Genomic DNA, 20263 nt, shown 5'->3' on the forward strand with positions numbered 1-20263 from the left:
TACTTTTTTTAATTAGCATTAATTTTATAAATTAGGAACTTTATTACATCAAAAAAAATAATGCAACTATTTTGTATGTAATTTCGTATAAAAAAACCAATCCCAAACCTAAGAACTCATTTAAGAATGATTAACCACCTTAAAAGCGCCTACCTTTTATTTATAATCTTCTACCTATTTTCAATTAATAGCAACTCGCAAACTATACAGTGGCAAAATACTATTGGTGGCTCTAGCAATGAGTGGCTTTTTTCAACAGATATAGCTCTAGACGGAAATTATATATTAGGGGGTTATTCTTATTCTGATACTTCTGGCGATAAAACTGAGAACACCAAAGGAAATAACGATTATTGGATTCTTAAACTAGATGATGCTACTGGCGGCATTATATGGCAAAAAACTATTGGTGGTAATGCCACAGAGTATGCAACCTCTACCAAACAAACTAAAGATGGTGGTTATATTATTGGTGGTTATAGCGCATCTAACACATCTGGCGACAAAACAGAAAACTCTAGAGGGGGTGATGATTACTGGGTTGTAAGACTAGATGCCGCTAGAAATATTGTTTGGGACAAAACATTTGGCGGTTCTGGTACAGATAGGCTTTGGAGCATAATTGAAACCCAAGATGGCGGTTTTTTAATGGGAGGAGAATCTGACTCAAATATTTCTGGTGATAAGAGTGAAAATTCTAGAGGACTAAATGATTTGTGGGTTATAAAAATTGACTCGGACGGAAATGAAGAGTGGCAAAAAACTTATGGTGGCAGTGATATCGATATTTTAAAATCTATAGTTAGTTCTAATGATGGTAATTTTATATTGGCAGGATTTTCTTCCTCAAATATATCAGGAGAAAAAACTGAAAACTCTAGAGGACTAAAAGATTATTGGGTTTTAAAAATTGATGCTACAGGAAATATTATTTGGCAAAAAACATACGGAGGTAATAACGGTGATGGCGCATATTTTATACATACAACATCAGACGGAAATTTTGTAATTGGAGGAGAATCTGCTTCAAATATCTCCGGAGAAAAAACTGAAAACTCTTTTTGTAATTCTACGGATGCTTGGGTTATAAAAATAGATACTAACGGACAACTAATTTGGGATAAAACCATAGGTGGTAATGACACTGAATTTTTTGGTAATATTAGAGAAACAAATGATAACGGTTTTATTTTGGGTATGGCTTCTTTTTCTGAAAATACTGGCTATAAAACGGAAGCATCTTACGGTAATAGAGATTATTGGGTTGTAAAACTTAATGAAACTGGTAACCTTGAGTGGGACAAATCTTTTGGTGGCAATAACATAGACAATTTAACAACAGTGTTACAAACTAATGACGGTAGTTATACTGTTGGTGGTTGGTCTGCTTCTAATACATCAGGCAATAAAACAGAAAATAGTAATGGTTTACGGGATTACTGGATGCTTAAATTCCAGATGGATACTGACGATTATAACCCTCCTAACAGCACAACTACAGCAGTATGTTCTGGCAGCAATTTAGAGTTAACTGCAACAACTGGAGTATACTATAACTGGACAGGTCCAAATGGATTTACAAGTACTGTACAAAACCCTGTTATAAGCAATGTATCTTCTATAAATGCAGGGACTTATAATGTTACCATTTCGGATAATTCTAATTGCTCAGAAACAAAAATTATTAATGTAACCGTAACCGCTTCTACATCTATAACTCCAATAAGCGATATAACTATTTGCGATGATGATGAAGATGGCTTTGCTATTTTTAATTTAACTCCAATAAAATCTAATCTTTTACTTGACCCAAATAACATAAGTGTCGATTTTTATGATGAAAACGGAGATAAAATTCCGGATGCAGAATTACCAACATACAAAAACAAAATTAGCAACCAAGAAGTTATTAAAGTAGAAGTTAATAATGCTAGTTCCTCTTGCTCTAAAAAAACAACATTTAAGCTAATTGTATCTACCATTATTGCCAATCTAACGCTAGATATAATTGGGTGTGATACAGACAATAACAACATATCTGAGTTTTTTGACACCTCTACAGTAGAAACAACTGTTTTAGCGGGCCAAACAAATGTAACGGTTACTTACACCAACAACAATGGTGATATATTACCTAGCCCGCTACCAAATCCTTACACAAACAAATACCTAAATGAAGAAATAATTGTAAGAGTAAGCAGTAATACTGATCCTGGTTGTTATAAAGAAACTTCTTTTAAGTTAATTACCAGTCCTTGTACAGATGTTAGCCTAGACTACCCACCATTTTTTACACCTAATAGTGATGGCATAAACGATTTTTGGCCAAAGAAAATAAGCGCAGAATCTATATCAATTTATAACCGTTATGGTAAACTATTAAAAGTACTATACCCAGGGTCGCCAAAATGGGACGGAACCTATAACGGAAAATTATTACCTTCTAGTGACTATTGGTTTTTTGCTGTATTATCTTCAGAAAAAACAATTAAAGGTCATTTTTCATTAAAAAGGTAATATATACTTATACAATACCTACTAAATAATTAATCTGTTGCAAGATTTGATATATTACATTTTAGACTTGTTAAAACAACAAGATCTATCAAATTTTTAATACTTTTAAAAGTAAACGCACATTACGTATTAAAATTACTAGTTTTAAAAACAAAACACCTATAAAAAACAACAGTGAACACAATCCCAAACATATCTTTTAAAAGTAGCGAGGGAGCCACTGAAATTGAATTTCTTCCTTTGGCAGAACTATTTACTAGAATAGCCAAAGACCCAAACCACAACCCAAAAGAACCACATAGAATTGGCTTTTTTGCATTGCTTGTTGTTACCGAAGGCGCAGGAATACATCAGGTAGATCTAAAAGATTATGCCATACGTAAAGGATCTGTACTTAAAATTGCTAAGGGTCAAGTACACGCTTTTCAAAAAGATTACAGCTACAATGGTTACTTAGTTGTATTTACAGAAGACTTCGTTTTACGTTATTTTTCAAAGTCATCCGTTAATTTTATTTCGCATTTGTACAACTACCACATCTCTGACCCTTTGGTAGAAAACAGTACATTTAACGATTTTTTTTTAGAACAGTTAACTCAGGAAATTCAAACCGAAAGCACTTATGCTAAAAAAGAGATTATATCTAAAATTCTAGAGATTTACTTATTAAAACTAGAGCGTCTCGCACATAAATCGATTCAAAAAAAAGGAACAAAAAAGCACCAAGAACTCTTTTTTGACTTTAAAAATTTGGTTGAAAAAAATTACACCAAAACTAGAAATGTAAAAGATTACGCAGCACTATTACATATTTCTTCTAAGCATTTAAATAAAATAGTACAAGATGTTACTTTAAACACTGCAAAGCACTTTATAGATAACTATGTGATTTTAGAAATAAAACGAAGTATATTTAGTAGTTCCCTAAGTCTTAAAGAGGTAGCTTACCAAAGTGGGTTTGATGAAGTTACCAACTTTACCAAATATTTTAAAAACCACACAGATCTTTCTCCTAAAGAATATAAAGCAACGCTTTAAGAAGTTTGGTATCATATTTACCATTTTTAGTTGGGGATTTACCTTTTACAAAACGAGCTAAATTGTCAACTTTGTTTAAAAATAAACAATGAGCAAAGTAGCAAAATGCCCTACTTGTGGCAGCAATTCTAAAATAAAAGAAATAGACGGTAAAATAAGTTATGAGGCCGTACAAGACGATGAAGCTTTTAAAAAAATTGGTCAACTAAAAAAGGCTATGGAAAAGTTTAAAGCTAAAGCAGAACAGCTTCAAGAAGAATTAGAAATATTAAAAGCGGAAACAAAATGAAAATTGCAGTAACATCGGCAAGCGGACAATTAGGTGCTGCTATTGTAAAAACATTGATAACTGAAATTGGAAAGGATAATGTAATAGCCATAGCAAGGACTCCAGAAAAGGCAAAACACCTTGGCGTAGAAGTTAGAAAAGGCGATTATAACAGTCGTGAAGATTTTAATATCGCTTTAAAAGGTGTAGATGCTGTACTACTTGTTTCTGGTATGGATGAACCTCAAAAAAGAATACAACAACACAGAAATGTAATTGAAGCCGCTACATATAATAGCGTGCAAAAAATAGTGTACACAAGTATTGTTGGCGATGATATTAACACGGCATTTAGTCCTATAGTACAAAGCAACCGACAAACAGAAGAAGACGTAAGTACATCTGGTTTAGATTGGGTAATTGGTAGAAATGGCATTTATATAGAACCAGATTTAGAGTATCTAGGTACTTATATAAAAGAAGGCGAAATTAGAAATTGCGCCAACGAGGGCAAATGTGGTTACACCAGTAGAGAAGAATTAGGTGTTGCTTATGCACAAATGTTATTAAGTGATAAGCACAATGGAAACACATACAATTTGGTAGGTGAAGCTATTACGCAAACGCAACTAGCAACATATATTAATCAGGTTTTTGGCACTAATTTAAAATACGTTGCTGTCTCTGTAGACGAGTACAAAAAGGAACGCCAAGCTGCTCTAGGTGATTTTATAGGAACTGTAATTGCTGGTATTTATGAAGGTATTAAAAGCGGCGTAAACAATGTGCCATCAGATTATAAAAAAGCAGCAGGAAGATCTCATATATCTCCTCTACAAATGATACAAGATTATCAGCTAAAGCATTCTACAAAATAATTTACACGCAAATGAGCATCTTAGAACACATTATAAAAACAGTAGTCTTAGATGAGGCTGTAATTACAGAAAAGCTTGCTCTTTCTAAAACAGCTTTTAAAATTAGATTGGAGAGTGATGCTATAAAAAAAGCAAACTTTATACCTGGTTCTTTTTTACGAATGGGTATTGGTATTGGTAAAGAACAATTGTCTATGAAAGACAAAATAAGAAGTTACAGTATATGGAATAACAACCAAACTGAAGGCTTTTTAGATATAGCCATTGCTACCCATAGTAATGGTATTGGAACGAAGTGGGTAAAAGAATGTAAGCCTGGCGATACTGTTTATTTTAAAAATAAAAAAGGAAACTTTTTAGCCAATGATACTGCAGATAGTTATATAATGATTGGCGATTTGTCTGCCCTATCTCACCTGTATATGATTCACCGAAATATTGGAAAAAACAAACAAGTACACGGCATTGTGTACAGTCAGGATAAAAGTGATTTTTTTCCAGATGTTAATGGTACTTCTCCTTTTACCTTTTATGAGTTACCCCAAAACCCAAGTGAAGAAATTATCTCAAAAATAAAAGAAATTATTCCCGTTTTAAAAGGAAAAATGATGGTTTACATTGCTGGTGATAGTAGACTGTGTATTGTACTAAATTCCTTTTTTAGAAAAGAGTTACAATGGGATACTAAGCTAATTAAAACCAAACCCTTTTGGAATCCCGATAAAAAAGGTTTGGAGTAATACTTTTAAGAGTAAGGTTCTTAAATTAATTAAGAATAACTAGCTACTAGTTCCTCAATTTTCATTGTTCCCTTAGTTTTTAGTTGTGTATGCCAGCTAAAAGCATCTTTAAGTATATGTGGCGTTTGGCCTCCTAATTTGTATGCATCTTCAAAATATTTTAATAACTGCTCTTTATATTCTGGATGAACACAATTTTTAATAATAAGTCTTGCTCTTTCTACTGGAGCTAAACCTCTAATATCTGCTAAGCCTTGTTCTGTTACCAAAACATCTACATCATGCTCTGTATGATCTGTATGAGAAACCATAGGCACAATATGAGATATACTCCCAGCTTTAGACATACTAGGGCACGCAAAAATACTTAGATAACCGTTTCTTGCAAAGTCTCCAGAACCGCCAATACCATTCATCATTTTAGTACCTGTTATGTGGGTAGAGTTTACATTACCATAAATATCAAACTCAATAGCTGTATTAATACCAATTACACCTAAACGACTAATAACCTCAGCAGAATTACTAATGTTTTGTGGCCTTAATACCAACTTATCTTTATACTTGTCAAAGTCATTAAAAACCCTGCGGTAACAATCTTCTGTTACGGTTATAGACGAGGCAGAAGCAAATGCTAAATTTCCCGAATCAAAAAGCTCAAAAGTACTATCTTGTAACACCTCTGAATACATTGTTAGGTTTTTAAATCTACTATTTTTAAAACCAGATAAAATAGCATTAGCTGTTTTACCAATACCCGCTTGTAACGGCAATAAAGATTCTGTTAACCTACCTTGATCTACTTCTTTACCTAAAAAATTAAGAATATGATCTGAAATTGCTTTCGTTTTTTCATCGGGTTCAGAAATTACAGCAGGACTATCTGGAATATCTGTATATACAATAGCTACAACTTTTTTTGGATCAATTTTTATATATGTCTTGCCTATTCTGGTTGTAGAATTAAGCACAGGAATAACCTCTCTATTAGGTTGTTTCTTAAGCACTTTAATATCGTGTAAACCTATTAAACTGTCTGGTAATGTTCTATTAATTTCAATAATAATTTTGTCTGCTTTATCTGCAAAAATAGGAGAATTACCAACAGATGTAGTGGGTACTATATACCCTTCTTCTGTAATAGAAACAGCCTCTATTATAGCTACATCTATTTTAAATGTATCTATTTTTTGAAGCATATCTGCTGTTTGCCCTAAGTGCTGATCTACGTATAGCACTTTATTATTGTTTATGCTTTTTCGTAAAGTAGCATCTGCCTGAAAAGGCATTCTTTTGTGTAAAGCTCCGTACTTAGCTAAGTTTGCATCTGTGTCATAACCTAATGATGCTCCACTTAAAACTGTAACTTTAAAATCTTCATGAAGTGCTCTTTCTGCTACTTTTGGCAAAACAGCCTTACTATCTCCTGCTTTTGTAAAACCACTAACTCCTAAAATATCATTATTTTCAATAAGCATTGCTGCTTCTTCTGCTGACTTAATTTTGCTTTTATAAGGAGAATAGTTGATTTTACACATAATATAAGTATTTAGTAATTTTAAGGTTAAAAAATTTACTATTTCACTAATTTTTAATCTCACATTGAGTAATTAATAAAATAGATTGGCAATGTATGAAGGATATTTAATGTCTATTTATTAAAAAAAGACATTATTTTATTAATTTAGTGCACTTATATAAAATTGTTGTAATTAGTATGAATACTAAATATTATTTAACTGAAGTTGACAAAAACCCTCAAAGTATATTTTGTTATCATAATTTAATGGGGGAAACATTTATAGAGGCTCATAGCCATAACAAAGGACAATTTTTATATACAGAAGGTGGTGTTGTACATGTTAAAACTAGCAACAGGGTATATTACTTACCAGCAAGACATTATATGTGGATACCATCTGGAGTTAGACACGCTATATACCCAAGTTCTCCAAATGTTATTATGCGTAATTTGTATTTCCCCAACGCATCTAGCACTACCAGGTTTTATAAAAAAGAAGGCATTTACCCTGTAAACAATCTATTAATGGAGTTGTTACTGTTTACTAAAAACTGGAACGGAGACATCGTAAAATCTCAAAAAAACAAGTTTGCTATAGCTTTTGCCTTTAAAGCATTATTAGAGCAAACAGTCTCTAAGTCATTACATTTAGAGCTTCCGCAAGCAACAGATGGCAGATTAATAAACATTGTTAATTACCTAACAGAGCAAATACATAAAGAACATTTATTACCCATATTAGCCTCTAAATTTAGTATGACAGATAAATCTTTATATCGTTTATTTAAAAAAGATTTAGGAATGTCTTTTATTAAGTATTACACGCAATTAAGAATATTTAAATCTTTAGAATATTTAATGAATTCGGATTATAATATATCAGAAATTGCAAATATGGTAGGCTATAATAGCTTACCAACATTTAGCAATACCTTTTCAAAAATAATGGGTAAACGACCTTCTGAGTACCGAAAATCTAATGAGATTTACACAGATTCTTAAGCATATAATTATTAAAGTAAATAGCTAAAACAGAAATCTTTAATATAAAATAGTGTAAGCATTGTTATAGCCAGCAGACGTACTAGTTGGTTTATTATGTATTAACTTTAAAAAGTTAAACACCACAACAACAATTATTAAACAATTATTACTGAATGATACTAATTATAGGCGCTGGCTTATCTGGACTTTTAACTGCATATCACCTAAAAAAAGAAGGTATACCTTTTAAAGTTCTAGAAGCAAGAGATAGGGTTGGCGGAAGAATACATACAATATACAAAACCAATGAAGCTCCTGTAGAAATGGGTGCAACTTGGTTTACAAGTCAGCATACCTATCTTAGGTCTCTTTTAGAAGAACTAGGCATTAGCTACTTTGAGCAATATATGGGTTCTAAGGTGTTTTACCAACCATCTTCTGCCCAACCACCACAATTAGTTACAATACCTAACGAGTCTCCTAGTTACAGAATCTCTGGTGGTACTTTTAACCTAATTAATACATTGCTTAGTACATTAGATACTACCGATGTGTTGCTTAACCAAACTGTAAAAAAGGTAACTTTTGAAGAGAAATCGGTTTTAGTAGAAGCTAAAGATAACTTTAAAGCCACGAAAGTTGTCTTGGCTTTGCCACCTAAGCTATGGTCTAAAAATATTTTATTTACGCCTGGCTTACCAAGTAACCTAATGAATATTGCCACAGAAACCCATACTTGGATGGAAGATGCTATAAAAGTTGCACTTACATTTAAAGAACCTTTTTGGGAACAAGAAAATATACCTGCAACCTTGTTTAGTAACGCAGGACCTGTAACAGAGTTTTATGACCATTGCGACCACAAAAGGTCTGCTTTTGCACTTTGCGGATTTATAAACTCGGCTTACAAGCAGCTATCTAGTACAGAAAGGCAAGAGGCTGTAATTAAACAGTTAAAAAATACTTTTGGATCTAGAGTTTTAGAGTATGTAACATACCAAGAGTATTTATGGAGCAAAGAAGAATATACATTTAAGGCTTCTGAAGCTTATATTTTTCCGCATCAAAATAACGGAAATCCTATTTTTAGCAATTCCTTTTTTACTGATAAACTACTAATATCTAGTTCTGAGTCGGCCTTGGAATTTCCTGGTTATATGAATGGTGCTGTGCTAGCAGCAACTGCAACAGCTAAAAAAATAGTGCAAGCGCAACAAGAGATATAAAAAGAAAAAAGGCATTACGTGTGTAATGCCTTTTTTCTATCTTTTCAATAGTATTAACTATTGTTTATTCGTTTTTATCTGTAACCAACTTGTATGTTGGATCTTCTATAATGTTCACATCAATTATTGCTTCAGCATTTTTTAATAATCGAATACAATCTTTACTTAAATGTCTTAACACTACTTTTTTGCCTACTTTATGGTAACGCTGGGTTACTACATTTAAAGCTTCAATAGCAGACATATCTGACACACGACTCTCTTTAAAATCTATCACTATTTCTTCAGGATCGTTCTGTACATCAAACTTTTCCATAAATACAGTTGTAGACGCAAAGAATAATGGTCCGTAAATTTCGTAATGTTTTACACCTTCATCATCAATATATTTTTTAGCTCTAATTCTTTTAGCGCTTTCCCAAGCAAAGAACAAAGCAGAAAGAATAACACCAACCAAAACAGCCAATGCCAAGTTGTGTAGTATAACTGTAATTAAAGCAACTATTATAACAAGGAAAACATCTTTCTTAGGTACTTTATTAAATATTTTTAAACTTACCCATTCAAAAGTTCCTATTGCAACCATAATCATAACTCCTACTAGAGCAGCCATAGGCAATTGCTCTATTATTGGCGCTCCAAATAAAACAATTACAAGAATTGTTAAAGAAGCAACTATACCAGACAAACGAGCTCTAGAACCTGCAGATAAGTTAACTAAGGTTTGTGCTATCATTGGGCAACCACCCATACCAAAGAAAAACCCGTTTAGTATGTTAGAACCTCCTTGAGCAATACATTCTCTATTTCCGTTACCTTTAGTTTCTGTAATTTCATCTACCAAGTTTAGCGTAAGTAAACCCTCTGTTAAACCTACAGCAGCCATAATCATAGAATAAGGAGCTATTAATTTTAGAGTTTCCCAAGTAAAGGGAATATTAGGAATACTAAACGGAGGAAAACCACCACTTACAGATGCTATATCTTTTACAGTTTTTGTTTCTATTCCTAGAAAATATACCAATACAAATATTACAATAATTGCTACTAGAGAAGACGGTACTGCTTTTGTTATTTTAGGCAACAACACTACAATTGCAATGGTCAAGGCAACTAAAGCAATCATTATAAGCATTGGTGTACCTGTAAGCCAAACCATTTCTCCGTTAACCAATGTTTTAAATTGGTCTATTTGCGACATAAATATAATTATGGCTAAACCGTTTACAAACCCAAACATTACAGGGTGTGGTACCAAACGTATAAACTTACCTAGTTTAAAAATACCTATTAAAAGCTGAAAAACACCTGCTAGAATTACTGCAGCAAATACAAACTCTAAACCGTTAGATTTCATTAAAGCAATTAATACAATAACCGTTGCACCTGCTCCACCAGAGATCATACCTGGTCTGCCACCAAATATAGCAGTAACCAAACCAGCAATAAAAGAAGCGTACAGACCCATTAATGGAGGAAAACCTGCTAAAATAGCAAACGATAAAGACTCCGGAATCATAGTCATAGCAACAGTTAAGCCTGCTAATATTTCTGTCTTGTAATTTACCTTTTGTGATAAATCGAATAAATTTAATACTTTCTTCATAAAATAATAGAAATAAATAATGGGGCGTTTTCTTACTTAAAAAAAACGTACTTATAATACAAATTCTTATACAGAGGTGTTTATCGAAAAAGTCGACTTAAAAGATTATAAATCAAGGCGGAGTAACTGTGGTAAAATGAGTAATATTTTTCATAATATTGGTGCAAAAATAATCTTTTTAATCAAAAACACAATATGTTTTAAAAGAAAACATTACTGCAACAAAACTGCTGTGGTTTGTTATAAACCTAAGGAACTTAATTAAAACTACATTGTAAAAATCAATAGTAAAAAACCCAAATTACGTATTCTTTGTTTTTAAACGTAAGAGTACTATTAAAAACCAAAACATAGACCAATTGTTTTATATTTGCCCAACTAAATTATAAGATGGCTTCTACTCTACTTTCTTCTCCCTTACAAGGTTTTACAGATTTCAGATTTCGTAATGCATTTAACCATTATTTTGGAGGCATAGACACCTTTTATGCGCCCTACATTAGGTTAAACGGAAAGTTAAAAATTAAGCAATCTTACCAAAACGATTTATTACCAGAAAACAACACTACTTTAGAAGTAATTCCGCAAGTAATGACTAATGATCCGGACGAATTTTTATTTGTTGTAAAATACGTACAAAGTTTAGGCTATAAGGAATTGAATTGGAATTTAGGTTGCCCCTACCCAATGGTTACAAAATCCGGAATGGGATCTGGCTTAATTTGTAATCCTGCAAAAATTAACGAGGTGCTACATAAGGCACATAACGAAACTGATATTTTAGTTTCTATGAAAATGAGAATGGGGTACGAGAATGCACAAGAGATTTTAGAAACATTTCCTGTATTAGACTCTTACCCACTTAAAAACATTGCTATACACGCCAGAATAGGGAAACAACTTTATAAAGGCCCTGTAGATTTAGATGCTTTTGAAGAATGTATACGCAGTACCAAACACAAATTATATTACAACGGAGACATTACTAGTGTTTCTGCTTTTAAGGCAATAAAAGAACGTTTTTCTACTATTGACCATTTTATGATTGGCCGTGGTTTAATTGCAGATCCTTTTTTACCAAGTATGATAAAAAATAACACTACGAAATACCCTGAAAATCGTTGGTCTATTTTTGCCGAATTCCACGATACTATATACCAACAGTACGACGAGTACTTGTCTGGACCTACACCTATAAAAATGAAAATGTTAGGTTTTTGGGAGTTCTTTTCTCAGTCTACATCTAACCCACAAAAGACATACAAAGCTATTAAAAAGGCCTCTAACCCTGTAAAATATAGACAAGAAGTAGACTTAATTATAAATACAGAAAAGAAGATTACTAGTATTTAGCAGCATACAAATTACCCTCTAAAGTTTTTATATACTTTTTGTTTTTTGATGTAAAGAAATAATTCTAAATTGTAGGAAAATTTAACAACTAGAAAACCAATTGTGCGTTTACACACCCATATTGGCGGAATAAACGCAATAAATTGAGTTTATACACTAGTTACAGCACATATGACTAGACAACGAACTTTACTACTAACTTCAATGATTCTGGTTTTATTCTGCTGCGAAAAAAAACAATCTGAATTGGAATTTGAGCAGTCTATCGTTTATGAAATATTTCCAGCTTTAATGGATTCGTTACAATTTGAATTTCGGCTTAAACCGCCACCACCACCAAAACCAATTTTTAACGAAAAAGGAGAAATAATTGGAACTGACACAACTGGAATTGGAAAAGGATTAGCCGATTATGAAAAAAGAAAAGCGGAACTAAAAGCAGATTCTGTAAAATTAGTTGTTGCAATTAGGGATTCCGTATATCCATTAAAAACAGAAGAAAGAAATCAACTTTTAAAACATTTTCAAAACCAAAACTTAACACTTGGTTCAACCGACATATCAACTGAATATAAAATTGAATTAAATAAATTAATAGCAGACAAGAAATTACGATTCAAATATCTTTCCGAATTTCCAGAAGGCAAAGACATATGGAAAAAAGAATACTCATTTCATTTCGGAGGATTAACAAGTTTGACTAGAATTCAATTTGACACAACCAAATCCTTTGGAGTTTTAGAATGTGGAATGAGCTGCGGTCGAGAATGTGGACATGGAGTTCGTGTTTTTATTAAGAAAGTAAATGGAAAATGGATAATTGACAAGTTAGAAGAAACGTGGATTGTATAAAATACGTGCTGTAACACCGTGTATAATTAATTGCTTGTTTTAAGCCTACTTACGAACATTCCTGCGGAATATTCTATCTGTGATTTATTTGCTAACTTAGTTCCTTAAATCACGCAACTAACTCATACACAAACACGTTATGCACAAAAAAACAGCACGTAATTGAAATATACTTTAGAAGACATAAAATTTGACCAAATAACACCAAGAGCATTTGAAAATCTATGTTATGACTTACTAGTAACATATAATTTTCATAACCTAATTTGGAGAGAAGGAGGCGCAGATAATGGAAGAGATATTGAAGGAAATTATCTTTTTCGTAATACGATTAAAAATTCAGAAACTAAATGGTTTTTTGAATGTAAACGTTATACTTCTGGTGGTGTTCCACCTGCTGATATTAGTTCTAAAATAACTTGGGCTGATGCTGAACAACCAGATTACCTTGTATTTTTCATAAGTTCCTATTTGACAAATAATGCTAGAACTTGGCTTGAAAAAATTGACCCGCAAAAGCAATATGAAATAGTCATAATTGAGGGAGAAGATTTAAAAAATAGACTTTTAAAATATCCTGAACTTATAGAACGATATTTTTCACTCAATAGATACGAACAACTATTTAATGATGTCAAAGACTACAAAACTAAATTTAATATTAATCCAAGTTTTGAATTTTTAAAGGAAATCTCGGAGAATATTGATTTAGCGAAATTAGATAATAATGAAATAGGTTTTATCTTGTTTAATTTTTACAATCAATTCAATCTATTTGAAAGCCGTAATGAACATTATGGAGATTTTGATGAAACTATTATTTATCCAGTATTAGAGCATTTAAAAAATTCAGTTGACAATACATCATTAAAATCTTTTGAGGCATATAAAGATGACTATGATATTCTTGGCGGAACTGGAATGTTTGAAGAAATGTTTTGGCTTAATGACGAGGATAATATTCACGAAATGGTCAAATACAATTTTCAACATTATGATTTGCATTTAAACCATAAACAAGACCAAGAAAAGTGGAAAATAGGTTCTTACTTATTTGTCATTTACGAAGACCTTGCATTTGAAATTTTCGATTCTGAAGAAACCGAGATTAGAATAATTAAAGATTTCAAACCTGAAAAAATTTCCGAATTGACGAATAATACTCAAGACGAAATTGTGAATGATTACAAGAAATATTTAAAAAATTTCAGTGCATAACACCGTGTATAATTCATTGCTAGTACTCGCCTACTTACGAAAATCCTCGCGGATTTTCTATTTGGTTTGTATTTGCTAAATTAGTCGCTGAAACACGCAACGAAATCATACACAAACACGTTGTGCGTAAGCTAAAAACAGCATTTACAAAATTGTAATATATGAACAAAACAAGAGTATTTATTTATTCAATAATATTAATTTTAATAAGTAGTTGTGCAACTAGCAAAGCAGTAAAATACTTTAAAGAAGGAAAAACAAAACAAGAAAACTTTAAAGTTACTTTACCTTTCGAAATTAAAAATGGTTGGATAATTGTTCCTGTAGAAATAAATAATAAAAACTATAATTTTCTTTTTGATACTGGGACGCCAACTCTTGTGTCAAAAGAACTTGCTGAAAGTTTAAATTTGAAAATTATTGACTCTGTAAATGTTTCTGATGTTTTTAATAAAAAACAAACTAACCAATATACTAGAATAGAATCTATTGGAATTGGAAAAATAGATTTTGTTGAAACAGTAGCCTTAATAAATGATTTTAATTCAACACCAATGTGGTCTTCTCTCAATATTGACGGATTTATTGGTTCAAGTTTAATGCAACACGCTATTTGGGATATTGATTTTGATAAGAAACAAATTATTATAACGGACAATGAATCGAAATTAAGCTTACCTGAAAAAATAATTGAAAATAAGTTATTTATTGGTTATGCAGGAATACCTTCTATTGCTTGTAAGATAAATGGTGAAAAAGTTTGGAATTTTGATGTCGATTTTGGCTATAATGGAGATGTAGTTATACCTTTTTCCGAATTTAAAAAGCAAAAAGAAAATGGTCTAATTTCAAATTTTACAGAATCTAAAACAAGCGGTGCTATTGGAATTTATGGAAAACAAGATAACGCAAGAATATCTTACACAGGAATTGTTAATGAATTAGAATTCGGAAATACTATTTTAAAAAACCAAAAAGTATATTCAGAGCAATATTTGAGTCGTAGGTTTGGTTTAGATTTTTTTAAAAATTATCGAGTTATTCTAAATTGGAATAGTAAAAAAATAAAGTTAATAGAAAATAAAGAAAACACTAACTCTGAATAAAAGCCTACGCACAAAAAAGAACTGAAGCAAAAAAACAAGTAAAACCCAAAGCCAACCAACACTTCTCTAGAATAGCCTATTTTCCAAATATACATTAAACAAGTACGAATATAGATTCGTTAATTTAACCAAGCATATCTAATGGTATGTTTGCGTTGTTATATACTGTTGTTCTAACAAAAACTATACAATAAATATGAAAAAACTAACAATACTTTTTCTACTAACAAGCCTATTTAGCTATGCGCAGGTAGACTATAAAGGACTCATAAAAAATATTGAAGACGTTACTATTAAAACCGATATAAAAGACCACTTTAAAGGTATTCCCTTTGATCTAGAATATGGCGATTTAGAATTTAATGACGAGCGCTTTTTAAGGCTTTACGGTGTTATTATTAACAAAGTAAAATTTAGTAGTGGCTGGAGTGGTACCAACATAGACATTACACCTTTTGATGAGAAAGCAGATTATAATAAAATTAAAAATAAACTAATTGAGCTTTACGGTGTTGCAGAAACCAATGTAACAGACAGCAGAATTAAGCATAACTGGGAAACCAACGACAAGCTTATAACGCTTACTATTAATTTAGAAGAAGAGGATGAACAAACACTAGGTCAATTTAAAGATTTTGAAGATTTTGAAATAACCTTAAAACAACAATAATATTAAATTTCAACTAATGAAAAACTTTATAATATTACTTCTTTTAACTGTCTGCACTACATTTATTTCTTGTGACAGCGTTGCTACTCCTAGATACGACTTTGCTAAAGTAAAATCTAATTCTGAAACAAAGGCGTTAATTGCTAAAATGCAATTAGAAAATATAGAAGAGGATATAGACAGCACATCTAGTAATCATGATATTACACTAAAAGGAATGCACTATGCTGGTGTACCCATAAAAACTGCCACAATTACAGATAATTACACGCTACTTACAACAGACACTGTTAATTTTTCTGGAAAAAAATTACTTGAAGTTTTAGAGACCGAAAAAGGCTTGACAAACCCAGCTGAAGGTTTTGGCGATGATATTGAGTTTGAATGGAAAGATGAAATTGAAAATAAAGAACTAGAAATTAATTTTATAAACGGTAAACATTTAGCTGCATTTGGCAATAAAGATTATGGCAGGCTAACTATTAAATATAATCCTCTTTATACTATTCCTTTAGCAAAAATACATAGTAAGGTTAAGGTTTTTGATACAGCGCCTAAATACCTACTAAATATAAAGTCTTACAACAGTGTTTTTGATATTAGTATAAACGATGTTAACGTTTCTCATAACTCTAATTCAGAGTCCTTTAGTTTAAATAATTATATTACTGGTCCAAATTCTTCCATAAAATTAACTGCAAAAACTAAAGATAAAAGCATAAAAAAAGAACCAAATACTTATTATGAAGACCCTAGTTTTTCAATACAAATTATAGATAATAGCACAAAAGAGGTTGTTAAAGAAATAGAAAAAACAAGTATTAGAAATAATATCCCAGTAAATCTTAAAATAGACTTTAACTCCACATTACCATATTACCCAGAAGCTTGGACAAATGGCACGGATTTAAGAAACAATAAGGATTTAAAAGAAAAAGTAATTGCGTTATACACCAAGTTAGGAAATGCCATTTTAGCAAATGATGAGCAAGCTATTAACGACTTGTTTTATCAAAAAGATTTTGAAATGCAACAGTTAGATTTTGACACCAATTTTGAAACAGCACGTAATGAATGGGAGGCTTACTTAAGCATTTTACTAAATACATATAAGTACACGGTAGCAAAAGATTTTGAAATTGAATTTAATGCTGGTGGCAAATTAATTTACACCTACGCAAAAGACAAGTCAGATATGATCATTTTAACTGGCAAAGGTTATCATAATGCTTTTAATAATTTTTTATACCTACCTAAAGGGTCTAACGAGCTAAAAATAATAAGATAATGAAAAACATAATATATCTAATTACAGTACTCTTAACCATAGCAAGTTGTACTAAAAATCAATCTAAAGATAACACAGAATTAAATGAGTTTGTAGCTGCTTTAGATAATAAACCTTTAGAGGAAATTAAAGAAGAAGTAAACACCAATATTAAGCAATTTGAGTCTATGACTAAATTCTTTAATGGCTCATTTTCTAATGATATTAAAACAATTAATAAAGAAGATGAAAAATACGAAGAGCCATTTAAAGTAGATACCACAGGTATAAATAAAGCTCTTAAGCAGTTTAAAAATGTTAGATTTTCGCAAACTTATAGCGACTATAAAAGTGAATTGCAATTTATAGGCACCAATAACGATACAAAAGACCCTATAAAACTTGGCCAAGGTGTTACGCAAGCATTTATTCCTAAAAAGATATACTATCATGATGGCGAGGTACGCACAGATAGTATTGAAGATTATGAGGTAGACTTTAATTTTAATGAGAGTTGGGGAAAAACAAAACCTATAGACAGCATAGATATTACATTTAAAGTAGATTATATTAAAGATTATGATGTAGTTGAAATTTCATCAGAAAACCCAACAGTACAATATAAAGGAGGAGAAATTAACTTTATAAAAGCAGAAGGCAATTATATTTATTTTACGTTAAGTGATACAATTGCATCTCCCACAAAAGTACAAGGGCATAATGATGAAGGTAAAGTCCTAGACCGTAGCGGATACTCTAACAATGGTGTTGCGCCTGGGGATGAAGAAGATATACTTACAGAAATGCTAGGTTACTTTAAAAAACTACAAAAAAAATTAAATAATGATGATTTTAAAGATACTGCCGAGCTTCAAGAATATTTAAAAGACAACCTATCTAATGTAGATTTCTTTAATGATAATGATGGTATTTTTCACAAACAATATTACTATTACGGTAATGTAAAAAGCGTGAAATTATTTTTTAAAAAAGCTACAGAAACCGAGGAAAAAACATTTACAGCATATAACCACGAACCAATTAGAGAAAATGATGCACTAATTGCTATGCAAACAGAAGATGCAATTGTATTTTTAAACAATAAGGGAGAACCTAAAATAACAATAAAAGGAGCTGAAGGTTTAGAAAGTATTGGAAGTAACTTTTATGAAGACTATGATCACTTTTATTACTTAAATAAAGCTGAAAAAAAACTAGACACACTTTTAGTTTACAGTGTAGAAGCTTTTAATAACGGCCTTGTTGGTATACTACCTGAACAAGAAAATGAGGACTACATTCTTTACTCTTCAGATTACAAGCCTTTAAAATCAAGATCTTACTGGCTTATAGAAGAAGTTGGCGATTTATTATTTGGAATTACTAGTGACAAAAAATATTATATTTTAGACGATAAAGCTAATGGTACTCTTGTTCCTGGTCTTGCTGAAATTAATGACGAAATAGTTGAAGACAGAATTGTAGTAAAAGATAGTAACTCTAAAATAGGTTTTATGAATAGTAAAGGGAAAATAGTAATTCCTTTTAAATATGACGATGCAAGAGATTTTGAAGAAGGCATAACTACTGTAGAGTTTAACGGCACTTATAAGTTAATTGATCTAAACGGAAAAGTATTACTAGATACTAAACAAGACGATCTAGATTACCAAAGAGAGGACGATGAAGGAAAAAGAATTTATAGTTTTGATTTTGGAAGAACAAAATACAACTACAAAGGAGAATTGTTAGAAAACTAAACTTAGTAGCATATAAAGTAGCTAATTACATTCTATGAAAAAAGCGCTGGTAGTACTATTTATTTTAGGGTTAAATAAAACCTTTTCTCAAAAGATAGATACTTTAAAAGTATATCAAAATGATGAACTTGCTTTTGAGAGGATAGATTATATGGCGCACAGACCTTGTAGTAAGCCAAAAGCAGCTACAAGATATAAGCAACTTAACCCTAAAGACAGTACTTATTATATTATTTACAACGACAAAAAACAATTAATAAAAGAAGGACTATACACCATAAAATACCCAGATAAAGAAGATGAATACAAAGGAGCAATGTATAATTCTAAATCTTATTACTACAAAAACAATGGAGATTTAGTAGTTATTCATTATCAGGAAGATGGGCGTAATGTTAAAACAGCATTTTATGGTTCTAAAAATAAATTAAAAAAAATAAGATATATTGATAAAATCTCTGCAACTCCAACAAAAGATGAGATCTATAAAAATAACACACTAATAGAAACAAGATATTTCATCAGTTTTTATGCTAATAAATACAATACCGTTAAAGAAAAAAAGCCTTGATACTTCTATCAAGGCTTTTTAATACTAGAGGTAGGTATATTCACTTATAAAAAAAGAAGCAAAATAATATAAAAGATGTAAAAATGGTATGGTAATTGGAGTAGTGAATCAGAACAAAAAAGTGTCATTTCATGAACAATCTAAAATTGCCAATCTTATCATTATTAATTTTAATAATTACAGCTTCTTGCAGTAGTGATGATGATGATGATGCCAGCCAAGAACTATACTCGTCAGAAGATTTAACTATTTTACACAATAACAACTCTAAAACCTGGAAATTAGAAGCGTATTATGTTGATTACAATTCCAAGCAAAAAAGTGAACAAAATGATTGTCTTGTAGATGACATTTACACTTTTAAACCAGACGGAATTATAGAAGTAGTTACGGGGTTAGAAAATTGCTACTACGGAGATAACGAAATTGCTGAAGCAGAATATAGTTTTTATGAAGATGAAGGGCATTTATATATAACTATAATTAGGGGCGAAATTACCAACAATCTTGTTAAAAGTACTTCTTTTACCTTACAACTTATAGAACTAACAGAAAACAGAATGGTATTTGCTAGTGGAGACAAAGACAACTATAAAATATCTTTAATATTTATAACAGAATAAGTCAAAAAACTTAAAAAGCCTTGATATTTCTATCAAGGCTTTTTAAGAATTATAATTAGAGAAC

18 protein-coding genes are annotated in these 20263 nt (G+C 31.1%); 16 read left to right on the top strand and 2 right to left on the bottom strand.

All coding sequences use genetic code 11. The features are described 5' to 3' along the window. Positions 1–126: 126 nt before the first annotated feature. From BT107_RS13580 to BT107_RS13600, 5 genes are all read left to right on the top strand, one after another. Positions 127–2517, top strand: coding sequence for a T9SS type B sorting domain-containing protein (locus tag BT107_RS13580; RefSeq protein WP_072304369.1), 2391 nt, complete (start codon positions 127–129; stop codon positions 2515–2517). A gap of 174 nt (positions 2518–2691) precedes the next feature. Beyond that, positions 2692–3555, top strand: coding sequence for a helix-turn-helix domain-containing protein (locus BT107_RS13585; protein WP_072304370.1), 864 nt, complete (start codon positions 2692–2694; stop codon positions 3553–3555). 88 nt (positions 3556–3643) lie between these two features. Then, entirely contained in the window at positions 3644–3844 is a 201-nt protein-coding gene (locus BT107_RS13590; RefSeq protein ID WP_072304371.1) for a hypothetical protein, read from the top strand. Next, positions 3841–4701: an SDR family oxidoreductase gene (locus tag BT107_RS13595; RefSeq protein WP_072304372.1), complete on the top strand. Its 861-nt coding sequence runs from the start codon at positions 3841–3843 to the stop codon at positions 4699–4701. Before BT107_RS13590 ends, BT107_RS13595 begins: the two co-directional genes overlap by 4 nt. An 11-nt stretch (positions 4702–4712) precedes the next feature. Further along, entirely contained in the window at positions 4713–5441 is a 729-nt protein-coding gene (locus tag BT107_RS13600) for an FAD-binding oxidoreductase (RefSeq protein ID WP_072304373.1), read from the top strand. Between the two features lie 29 nt (positions 5442–5470). Here the strand turns inward: BT107_RS13600 and BT107_RS13605 are convergent, their stop codons facing one another. Next, on the bottom strand, positions 5471–6979 hold the full coding sequence (locus BT107_RS13605) for a succinyl-CoA:acetate CoA-transferase ScpC (RefSeq protein ID WP_072304535.1): 1509 nt from the start codon (positions 6977–6979) through the stop codon (positions 5471–5473). A gap of 179 nt (positions 6980–7158) precedes the next feature. Here BT107_RS13605 and BT107_RS13610 point away from each other — a divergent pair, with 179 nt between their 5' ends. Together BT107_RS13610 and BT107_RS13615 are read left to right on the top strand one after the other, a co-directional pair. Then, a complete protein-coding gene (locus BT107_RS13610) occupies positions 7159–7965 on the top strand; it encodes an AraC family transcriptional regulator (protein ID WP_072304374.1) in 807 nt (268 codons plus the stop codon). Between the two features lie 155 nt (positions 7966–8120). After that, positions 8121–9173 (top strand): flavin monoamine oxidase family protein, encoded by a 1053-nt coding sequence (locus tag BT107_RS13615; protein WP_072304375.1) that lies wholly within the window; start codon positions 8121–8123, stop codon positions 9171–9173. A 64-nt stretch (positions 9174–9237) separates the two neighbouring features. Here BT107_RS13615 and BT107_RS13620 read toward each other — a convergent pair whose 3' ends face one another. Further along, positions 9238–10779, bottom strand: a complete 1542-nt coding sequence (locus tag BT107_RS13620) for a SulP family inorganic anion transporter (RefSeq protein ID WP_072304376.1) — start codon at positions 10777–10779, stop codon at positions 9238–9240. 390 nt (positions 10780–11169) lie between these two features. Here BT107_RS13620 and BT107_RS13625 point away from each other — a divergent pair, with 390 nt between their 5' ends. The 9 genes from BT107_RS13625 to BT107_RS13665 all read left to right on the top strand — a co-directional run bounded on the left by BT107_RS13625 (position 11170) and on the right by BT107_RS13665 (position 20199). Next, entirely contained in the window at positions 11170–12132 is a 963-nt protein-coding gene (locus BT107_RS13625) for a tRNA dihydrouridine synthase (protein WP_072304377.1), read from the top strand. Between the two features lie 246 nt (positions 12133–12378). Beyond that, on the top strand, positions 12379–12984 hold the full coding sequence (locus tag BT107_RS13630; RefSeq protein WP_139254326.1) for a hypothetical protein: 606 nt from the start codon (positions 12379–12381) through the stop codon (positions 12982–12984). A 162-nt stretch (positions 12985–13146) separates the two neighbouring features. After that, on the top strand, positions 13147–14202 hold the full coding sequence (locus tag BT107_RS13635; protein ID WP_072304379.1) for a restriction endonuclease: 1056 nt from the start codon (positions 13147–13149) through the stop codon (positions 14200–14202). A 161-nt stretch (positions 14203–14363) separates the two neighbouring features. Further along, positions 14364–15308 (top strand): retropepsin-like aspartic protease, encoded by a 945-nt coding sequence (locus tag BT107_RS13640; RefSeq protein WP_072304380.1) that lies wholly within the window; start codon positions 14364–14366, stop codon positions 15306–15308. A 196-nt stretch (positions 15309–15504) separates the two neighbouring features. Beyond that, complete coding sequence (locus BT107_RS13645) at positions 15505–15978, top strand: hypothetical protein (RefSeq protein ID WP_072304381.1); 474 nt, start codon at positions 15505–15507, stop codon at positions 15976–15978. A 16-nt stretch (positions 15979–15994) separates the two neighbouring features. Continuing rightward, positions 15995–17266, top strand: coding sequence for a hypothetical protein (locus tag BT107_RS13650; protein ID WP_072304382.1), 1272 nt, complete (start codon positions 15995–15997; stop codon positions 17264–17266). Further along, positions 17266–19005, top strand: coding sequence for a WG repeat-containing protein (locus BT107_RS13655; RefSeq protein WP_072304383.1), 1740 nt, complete (start codon positions 17266–17268; stop codon positions 19003–19005). The genes BT107_RS13650 and BT107_RS13655 overlap by 1 nt, the downstream gene beginning before the upstream one ends. 34 nt (positions 19006–19039) lie before the next feature. After that, entirely contained in the window at positions 19040–19576 is a 537-nt protein-coding gene (locus tag BT107_RS13660; protein ID WP_072304384.1) for a hypothetical protein, read from the top strand. A gap of 131 nt (positions 19577–19707) precedes the next feature. Further along, positions 19708–20199, top strand: coding sequence for a hypothetical protein (locus BT107_RS13665; protein WP_072304385.1), 492 nt, complete (start codon positions 19708–19710; stop codon positions 20197–20199). The last annotated feature ends 64 nt before the right edge of the window (positions 20200–20263 follow it).

The organism is Cellulophaga fucicola, from assembly GCF_900119145.1.
GTDB lineage: Bacteria > Bacteroidota > Bacteroidia > Flavobacteriales > Flavobacteriaceae > Cellulophaga > Cellulophaga fucicola.